Here is an 8,558-nt window from a genome sequence, read left to right as displayed (position 1 = left end):
CATATTGCTGCCATAGAAGATTTGACAAAGAAGCGAATTTTAGGTTCAATCAAAGCTTAAATAATAATAAGACACGTGAAAACTATGCTATCTCAACAATTAAAAGGTGAAATCACAGAACTTATCAGAGGCCTACAAACTACTTACTTCCAGAGAGGTTTTTCGGAAAGAAAAACAAGTAAGCGATATTCCTTTTGAAGAAAGAAACAACAACAATCTATCAAAGCTAAAAAAACGGAACGAAGTGCAAATACAACAAATAGAAAAAAGAGATTGAATTATTTTTCAGAGAAATTCTAAATGAAAGAAAAGAAATAGCAATTAAAGATATAATACAAGAAATAACAAAAACAAATAAAGATAGCTTCCCTTATGATATTTGTAGTCTAGATTGTAAAAAAGGTTTGATTTTAAGAGATAATAACAAACAATTTAAAAAAAACATTAAAAAATTATAGAATAGCATATCCCAACAATATTGTTATGAACAAAGAGATTTCTTAAAACATAAATCAATTGCTTATAATATTTATAATAAACCAGTATTGATTTCTAATATTTATTCAGTTTTTGAAGTTAAAGAGGGGTTTGATGCGAAGATTTTATATTGAATTTTTTAAAAAATCTCAAGTTCATAAAAAATTAAAGGTTATTGGAAAACAAGGAGTTAATATCGAAATTGATAAAAATGTTTTTTATCAACTAACTTTTAAATTACCCGCTTTAAAAGAACAAAAACAAAATAAATATTTTTTCAATAATTTATCTAAATTATTGAATGATATTGAAAATATTTCCATAGAAATACGCCAACTAAAGAAAAACAAGAATATTATTATTTATTATAATTAAATAATTTATTCCTTACTTTTGCTCTTTTATTCTCCATTTTTAAAATAAAAAGACATTCATTTAATGAATGTCTTTTGTTAATAAATTGATATATGCTTAATGCAAATCTAAATTTAATATAAACCCTAACCCACTTTCCGCAACTTCCAACTGTTAAAAATGGAAAAATATTTTCAAAATGCTAGTATATATAATAGAGTGTTTGATTAAAATATATGAAGGATATGATATTGACAGCGATATTTAGAAGTCTATTTTTTCAAAATCCTAAATTATATTTCTAATCATAAATAAAATACAGATAAATTAACTAATAATAAAAATTGGAACCCAAAACTAAGATTCCCAAACAAATTTTTTTCACAAACAAAACCACCCAAAAGCCCAAACCCCAAATAAACCAAATAAAAAGAAAAAGGACTTTATAAAATGCAAAAACAATCAAATTTCATCAAAACCATCATTCAAAAAGACCTCCAAAGCGGAAAATGCAGCCAAATCATTACACGTTTCGCCCCGAAACCCCAATGGTTTTTTATGTATTTTTGTAATAATGCCAGAGCCATCATTATTAATTTTGAATTGGCACATTTTTTTGAAGGCAAAACCCTTTTACGTTATGATGACACCAACCCTTCCAAAGAAAAAACAATTTATGTTAATGCCATCCTCAATGACATCAAATGGCTGGGATACACTCCTTACAAAAATCACTTTTGCCTCAGATTATTTCCCTCAAATGTATCAAATGGCACTTTTTTTAATCAAACAAGGAAAAGCCTATGTTGATGACCAAACCGCTGAACAAATTGCCCAAAGTCGCGGTAATTTAACCCAAAAGGTACCAATTCTCCTTATCGCAATTTGTAGTATTGAAGAAAATATCTTGGGTTATTTGAACAAATGAAAAAAAGGAAATTTTGTAGAAGGTAGCAAAGCTTTGCGTGCCAAAATTGATATGCAAAGCCCTAACCTTAATTTGAGAGACCCTTATTTTGTACCGTATTCTTTCTGCTTTTACTTTAAAACAAAAACATTGGCATATTTTCCTACCTATGATTACGCTCATTCATTGAAGATTCCTTGAAAACATCACACATTCTTTGTGTTCTTTGGAATTGAAGACCACAGACCTTTATATGATTGAATAATCAAAGAAACAAAAGCCAAACATAATCCACGCCAAATTGAATTTGGAAGACTTAATCTTACCCAAACTTTTATGAGTAAAAGACATCTTAATAATTTGGTAGAAAAAACTTAGTAACAGGTTGGGATGACCCTAGAATGCCAACTTTATCAGGCATCCGCAAAAAAGGCTACACTTGAAGCTATCAAAAATTTTGTCCTTGAAACAGGCTTATCCAAAGTAAATTCACAAGTTAAACAAGAAATGTTAGAATCTTTGTAAGAGGTGACCTTAAGGAAAATCCTTGCCTCGCATGGCAGTTATAAACCCCCCCTCAAACTTACTATTACTAACTTTCCTGAAAACCAAATAGAAGCTCTCAAAGCTCCTTGGACTAATAATTTTCATACTTGTAAATGTTGCAATACATCTCAAACCCAAGGAAAACCCCAGAACAAAATCAAGAACAAAAAAAGGAAAAGAACAAACCCAAGAAAGAGAAATTTTTTTTTCCCGCCATCTCTACATTGAAAAAGACGATTTTGCACTACAAAAACCAGATAAAAATTATAAAAGATTAACTTTAGGCGAAGAAGTAAGATTATTTCATGCTTATTTTGTTAAAGCTTACGATGTTGTCAAAACAACAAAGGAGAAATAACAGAAATTCTTGCAACATACGACCTCAAACCAAAAGCGGCAGCGGCTTTAAAGATAGAAAACCAAACGGAACTATTCATTTTGTAGAAGCAAAGACTGCTTGCAAAAGCCACTTTTAATTTTTTGCTCCACTACTTTTGGTAACAAATGGCGTAATTTCAACGATAAATCCTGGCATATCAAAAAAGGTTTTGTAGAATCAAGTTTACAAAAAGATGTTGTTGCAAAAACCATTTTCAATTTCTAAGACAAGGTTATTTTGCAGCAGACAAAATCACAAAGACACAAATGGAAAAACGCAAGAAATTAATTTCAATGAAGTAGCAAGCTTAAAATCAAATCATCAAAAATAAATTTGTTCTACTAAAAAAATAAAAACTAATAAATCCCATCAAATCACCCAACCAAAAAACACTCCCAGAAAAAACACCACAAAACAAAAAGGATAAACAACGAAATAAAAGGTATAAAATGTTTTCCAATAAAACCAATTTTTAGAAAAATTAAATAAAACCCAACTTGCAGCAGTCACAAGCAATGCTAAATCTTTTTTATCTAGCAGCAGGAGCAGGCACTGGTAAAAACCACCACTTTAACTGCTAAAATTGCTTATTTAATCGAACAAAAAACTTACCAAGCAACCAAATTTTAGCCCTTACTTTCACCAACAAAGCTGCCAAACAAATGCAAGAAAAACTTGCCAAAATGATTGGTCAAGAAAAAACAAAGGCATTACTATTTGCACTTTTCTAATTTTGGGAAACCAAATTTTGAGAAAATTTATCCCCTTTTTACCATTTTCATATCGCACCAATTTTAAAATTTTAGATGACAAAGACTGCAAAAAAATCATCATCAAAGACATTTTAAAAGAAATGAATAGCAATACGTAACTGGAACGAAGCAAGGTTGATGTGGAGGGCTCATAGGGCGAGCCCTCCGTCTGAGGTCAGCTCCTGGCTGGGGTCATGCTCATGCTTTCCAAGGTGAGCCCTCCATTCAGGTTTGCTCCCAGCCGGGGTCATGTTCATAGGGTGTGCCCTCTATTTAAGGTTAACTCCTGACTGGGGTCATGCTCATGCATGCCAAGGCAAGCCCTCTATTCGAGGTCAGCTCCTAATCGGCGTCATTCTCAGAGGGAGAGCCCTCCGTTTAAGGTCAGCTCCTGATCGGGGTTGTGCTCATGCGTACCAAGGTGATCCCTTCCATCTGAGGTCAGCTCCCGACCGGGGTCATGCTCATGCATGCCAAGGCAAGCCCTCCATTCGAGGTCAGCTCCTAACCAGGATCATGCTCATAGGGCAAGCCCTCCATTTGAGGTCAGCTCCCAGTCGGGTCATGCTCATGCATGCCAAGATGAGCCCTCCATCCGAGGTCAGTCTCACGGATCGTGCTCAAGGGCGAGCCTCCATCTGAGGTCAGCTCCTGGGCCAGGTCATGCTCTATGTATCGCGGGCGGCCTCGTATCTGTGGTCAGGCACCCAGCCGGGGTCATGCTCATGCATCCAAGGGTGGCCCCCTGCATCCGGGGTTGGGCACCCAGCCGGGGTCATGCTCATGCTCTCCGAAGGTGGCCCCCCACATCCAGGGTCGAGCACCCATCTGAGGTTGTGCTCATGCGCCAAAGCCGGTGCGCACTGGACAGCTCTCCCTCTCTCTACTCCCATCGAGTCTCGTAGGCCCCTGCCGCAGCGTAAAGAGGGAGAACCAGTAGAGGTACAAACTATGACGTGGAAGCTTCCAGCTACCTGCAACCCCTGAATGGCACATGCCCTCGCTGTACCTCCCGAAACCCTTACGCCGCGCCACCTGCATGTCCTGCGCAATGCATGCCCTACTAGGCTTCACATCCTGTGGTGCACCACCACGTCAACAACCATGCAATCGAGGGCACTGATCCTCATGACACGGAACCTGTGTTGAGTCTTAGGTGGTGCATCCAAGATTCCAGGATGACGCCAAGGTTTAGGTTGGTCCAGTTTATCATGGTCATACATGATGTATCTAGGGCTAGGAGTGAGTCCGGGATGAGTCCTAGATGTTAGACTGAGTTTTGGTCAGTCTGGGCATTGTGAGTCACTTCAGTTCGTCGTAGTCGACGACCTGCTGGGTCTTCGCATGGATGCAGGAGTATTTTGCTGAGAGTCGCCCTCGGTTCCACATAATAGGTAACACAGTCTCGATGAGTCAACTCGAGGGGTTCGAGCTGACTCATCCAGAGTGCTCTCTATAGCATGGAGTCGACTCGAGGGGATCGAGCCAACTCGGATGATGGGATCTTTTGAATCACGTGTTGCTGCACCAGGAAAGTTCTGGAGGGCTAGGTCTTTTATGATCTAGGTATATATATATGTAAGTTGGGATGGTTATGAGTGAGGACAAGAGAGAGAAGGTCATTTGTAATAGTCCAAGGAAACAATCGAAATCAAGAAACCCCTCCATTTCTTCCAGATCTCATTCTTCCTCCTTTCCCTCTTCTTCACTTCTTGATCAATCCAAGGGATCAATTGATCTTCGTTTGACCTGTATCCTACCGTGATCCTTATGGATCGCTGGCAGAGGGTCTTTCACGCACCTGGATCACTTTTGCTGGGTGTGGATTCACCGGATCATCTCCATCAATTTGGTATCAGAGCGAGGTTGCATGAAGAAGGGAAGATCTCTACATCCAAGAAGTGCTAGAAGGTAAGATCTAGTACATATTGATTCTACTTGATTGTGGTAATGGCGTCAAGCAGTTTCAAGGTGGATTTCGAGAAGTATGATGGCAAGGGAATTTTACTCTATGGCAACAAAGGATAAAAGACGCTAGTTCAACAGAGGATCTACAAGGTCTTGGTTAGAGAGACCGAAAAGATCAATGTTGAGGATTGGGAAGAGTTAGAAGAGATCATATTCAGCACCATCAAGATATGTTTGGACAAATCAAGTTTTGCCAAAGGTCTGTACCGAGACTACGACAAAGGGTCTCTAGCTGAGATTGAGAACACATATATGGGCAAGAATATGATAAACAAGCTATGGTTGAAGAAGCAGTTGTATAGTTTGAGAATGCCTGAAGGAGGAGACCTCGTTGCTCACATTCAGAGGTTCAACCAGGTATGTTCTGAGGTGATGAGTCTGGATGTGAAAATTGATGAGGAGGATCGGGCATTGTTGCTATTGTGTTCGCTCCCGGGATCATATGATGGTCTAATAACAACCTTGGTGTATGGAAAGAAATCCTGATCTATGAAGAGGTTGTTGAGTGCAGGAATCAAATGAGCAAAGGAAGAAGATTGCAAAGGAACTCCTAACTCGGAGGTTCTTGCTATGAATGAAAGGCAAGGAAGACCAAAGGAAAGGGTTAGGGAAAATCAAAGATAGATCACAGTCTCAAGGTAGTAAGAAGGGTTTGAAGTGTTTCAAATGTCATCAGTTTGGTCACTTCAAAAGGAATTTCCCTCTTTGGAAGACTAAAGTGGAAGGCCAACACTAGTGGTGCTAGTGTATCTGAAGGCAGTAGAGAAGATGTACTGATAGCTTTAGATGGATCGGTTGATTGGGATAATACTTGGATGTTGGATTCAGCATGCTCTCATCATTATACCTCACATCGGGAGTGGTTTGATACCTATGAAAGGTCTGATGGAGGTAGTGTAAGCCTTGGTGATGATCACCCTTGTCTGGTGGCTGGAGTTGGCACCATTAGGGTGAGAATGTATGATGGAGTGATAAGGACTCTGTCAAATGTCAAACATGTACCAGAATTGAAAAAAAATTTGATTTCTTTGGGCTACTTGGAAGAGCAGGGTTATGCCTTCAGTTGCCGGGCTGGTAGTGGATGTTTGAGGATAACCAAGGGAGCTTTGGTGGTGATGAGAGGAAGAAGACTGAGCAATAATCTGTATAAGATGGAAGGCTCAGTGGTGAATGATAGTGCAGAGGTGCTTGCAGCAGCACAAGAGGAGAAGCTTTCCTAACAGTTATGGCACTATCGAATGGGTCACTTGAGTGACCGAGGGCTTACTGAATTAAGCAGAAGAGGAAACCTTCCAGCACTGAAGAAGGATGGAAATGACCTATGTGAGCCCTGCATTTATGGCAAACAGCATAGGGTAAAGTTTGCTAGTGGTACCAAGCAGAGTGAGGATGTTTTAGAACTAATTCACTCGGATGTATGGGGACCAGCACCTGTTTTATCCAGGGGTGGAGCAAGGTATTTTGTTACCTTCATTGATGACTTCTCTAGAAAATTGTGGGTGTATCTGATGAGAAGAAAATTTAGAGATTGCTCCTGTTCAAAGCCTGGAGGGTTAAGTAGAGAAGGAGACAGGAAAACATGTAAAGACTGGCTCCACTATGGTGGGGAGTACTCTAGTAAAGAGTTCAGGAGTTACTATGAAAAAATGGATCAAAATGCCATTACACAGTAAGGATGACTCACAACATAATGGTGTGTTGGGAAAGAATGAACCGGACACTATTGAGAAGGCAAAGAGTATGAGGCTATAGTCATCACTGCCGAAAACCTTTAGGGTGATGTTATACTCTATCATGTTTTCTATAAATAGGTCTCCTTATTTCAAGCTGAATGGAGGACTTCCAGAGGAAGCTTGGAGTGGAAAGAAGGTGGAGCTTGGTCACCTGAAGGTGTTTGGTTGCCCGGCCTATGCACATGTGGAGGCAACTGAACGGAGTAAGTTGGACCCTAAGTCAAGGAAGATGATCTTCATCGGCTATCCACGTGGGAGTCAAGGGTTACCTACTATGGGATCCATAGTCTCACAAGATAGTGATCAGTAGGGATGTCATATTTGATGAGAGGAGCATCTTGGAGAGATTGGGGAGTACGGATGAGTTTGCAGCTTCAAAGGTGAATAGTGCTGAATCATCCTTCACTGTGGAGGATAGGCCATCTACATCAACTGGCAAGGGTGTTTCAGTTGAGGTGGAGTTAGTGGGAAAGGTCCTCTTGTGATGAAGGATCAGAAAGGAAAATCAGTTGTTCAAAGTGAAGTGCAGGAACAACCACAAATAGAAGACTTGCAGATAATGCAAGGGAGAGTGGCATTGCATAATCTCAACGACACAATCTAAAAGCCGATGAGATATGGCATGGATGAGAATATATCTTATGCTCTCATATCTATGAATGGAGATCCAGAAACATTCAAGGAGGCCATGGAAAGTCCTGATAAAGAGTCATGGATGCAAGGCATGATGGAAGAGATGAAATCTCTCAAGAAGAATAAGACATGGCAATTGGTGGATCCCTAAAGATGCTCATGCAATTGGCTCCAGATGGGTGTCCAAAGAAAATAGTACCTTTAGAGCAAGGTGGAGTGAGATTCAAAGCAAGGCTGGTGTAGCAAAAGGATACTCACAAAGGAAAGGAGTTGACTACACCGAGGTATTTTTTTCTATGGTATGCCATACTTCAATTCGGGTGTTGCTATCATTGGTGGTAGAACATGATATGGAATTGGAGCAGATGGATGTGAAGATAGCCTTTCTACATGGAAGTCTGGATGAGAAGATCTATATGAAGCAACCTGATGGCTTCATAGAGATTGGACAGGAGGATAAGGTATGTTTACCCTGGAGGTCATTGTATGGTTCTAAATAACCACCTCGCTGGATCAAGATTTGATGCTTTTATTTTAAGCCTTGGATTTCTCAGATGTGAACATGATTGCTGTGTATATGTCAAGGACATGGATAATGATAATGCTTTGTATCTACTTCTGTATGTGGATGATATGTTGATAGCCAACAGAAGTATGAGTGATGTAAATTAGCTGAAGAAAGCATTATCTAAAGAACTTAGATGAAAGATTTGGGTCCAGCTCAGAAAACCTTTTTTGGAATGGAGATTTGCAAAGATAGATGCAAGGGATTCTTCATTTGTCACAAGGAGGTTACATCAAGAAGATCT

General features: G+C 39.3%; 8 protein-coding genes and 2 pseudogenes. All 10 read left to right on the top strand.

Features of this window, described 5'->3' with window-relative positions; genetic code table 11:
• The first annotated feature begins 106 nt into the window (after positions 1-106).
• Entirely contained in the window at positions 107-277 is a 171-nt protein-coding gene (locus ACEW7V_RS00945) for a hypothetical protein (RefSeq protein WP_374695594.1), read from the top strand.
• Between the two features lie 314 nt (positions 278-591).
• Positions 592-852, top strand: a complete 261-nt coding sequence (locus tag ACEW7V_RS00940) for a hypothetical protein (protein WP_374695593.1) — start codon at positions 592-594, stop codon at positions 850-852.
• Between the two features lie 429 nt (positions 853-1,281).
• Positions 1,282-1,759 (top strand): annotated as a pseudogene (locus ACEW7V_RS00935) (glutamate--tRNA ligase family protein).
• 619 nt (positions 1,760-2,378) lie between these two features.
• Positions 2,379-2,642 (top strand): hypothetical protein, encoded by a 264-nt coding sequence (locus tag ACEW7V_RS00930; RefSeq protein WP_374695718.1) that lies wholly within the window; start codon positions 2,379-2,381, stop codon positions 2,640-2,642.
• 644 nt (positions 2,643-3,286) lie between these two features.
• Positions 3,287-3,394, top strand: a complete 108-nt coding sequence (locus ACEW7V_RS00925) for a UvrD-helicase domain-containing protein (RefSeq protein WP_374695717.1) — start codon at positions 3,287-3,289, stop codon at positions 3,392-3,394.
• 2,082 nt (positions 3,395-5,476) lie between these two features.
• The gene (locus ACEW7V_RS00920) at positions 5,477-5,869 is read left to right on the top strand and encodes a hypothetical protein (RefSeq protein ID WP_374695592.1); all 393 of its coding nucleotides are present in this window, start codon (positions 5,477-5,479) and stop codon (positions 5,867-5,869) included.
• A gap of 191 nt (positions 5,870-6,060) precedes the next feature.
• On the top strand, positions 6,061-6,603 hold the full coding sequence (locus tag ACEW7V_RS00915; protein ID WP_374695591.1) for a hypothetical protein: 543 nt from the start codon (positions 6,061-6,063) through the stop codon (positions 6,601-6,603).
• A gap of 15 nt (positions 6,604-6,618) precedes the next feature.
• Positions 6,619-7,056 (top strand): annotated as a pseudogene (locus ACEW7V_RS00910) (hypothetical protein); the annotation flags it as partial.
• 715 nt (positions 7,057-7,771) lie between these two features.
• Complete coding sequence (locus ACEW7V_RS00905; protein WP_374695590.1) at positions 7,772-7,900, top strand: hypothetical protein; 129 nt, start codon at positions 7,772-7,774, stop codon at positions 7,898-7,900.
• 28 nt (positions 7,901-7,928) lie between these two features.
• Positions 7,929-8,249: a reverse transcriptase domain-containing protein gene (locus ACEW7V_RS00900; protein ID WP_374695589.1), complete on the top strand. Its 321-nt coding sequence runs from the start codon at positions 7,929-7,931 to the stop codon at positions 8,247-8,249.
• Positions 8,250-8,558: the final 309 nt, after the last annotated feature.

It is taken from the genome of Areca yellow leaf disease phytoplasma (assembly GCF_041920595.1).
The sequence above is the reverse complement of the archived record's forward strand: the minus strand, read 5'-3'. Positions and strand labels throughout refer to the sequence as shown.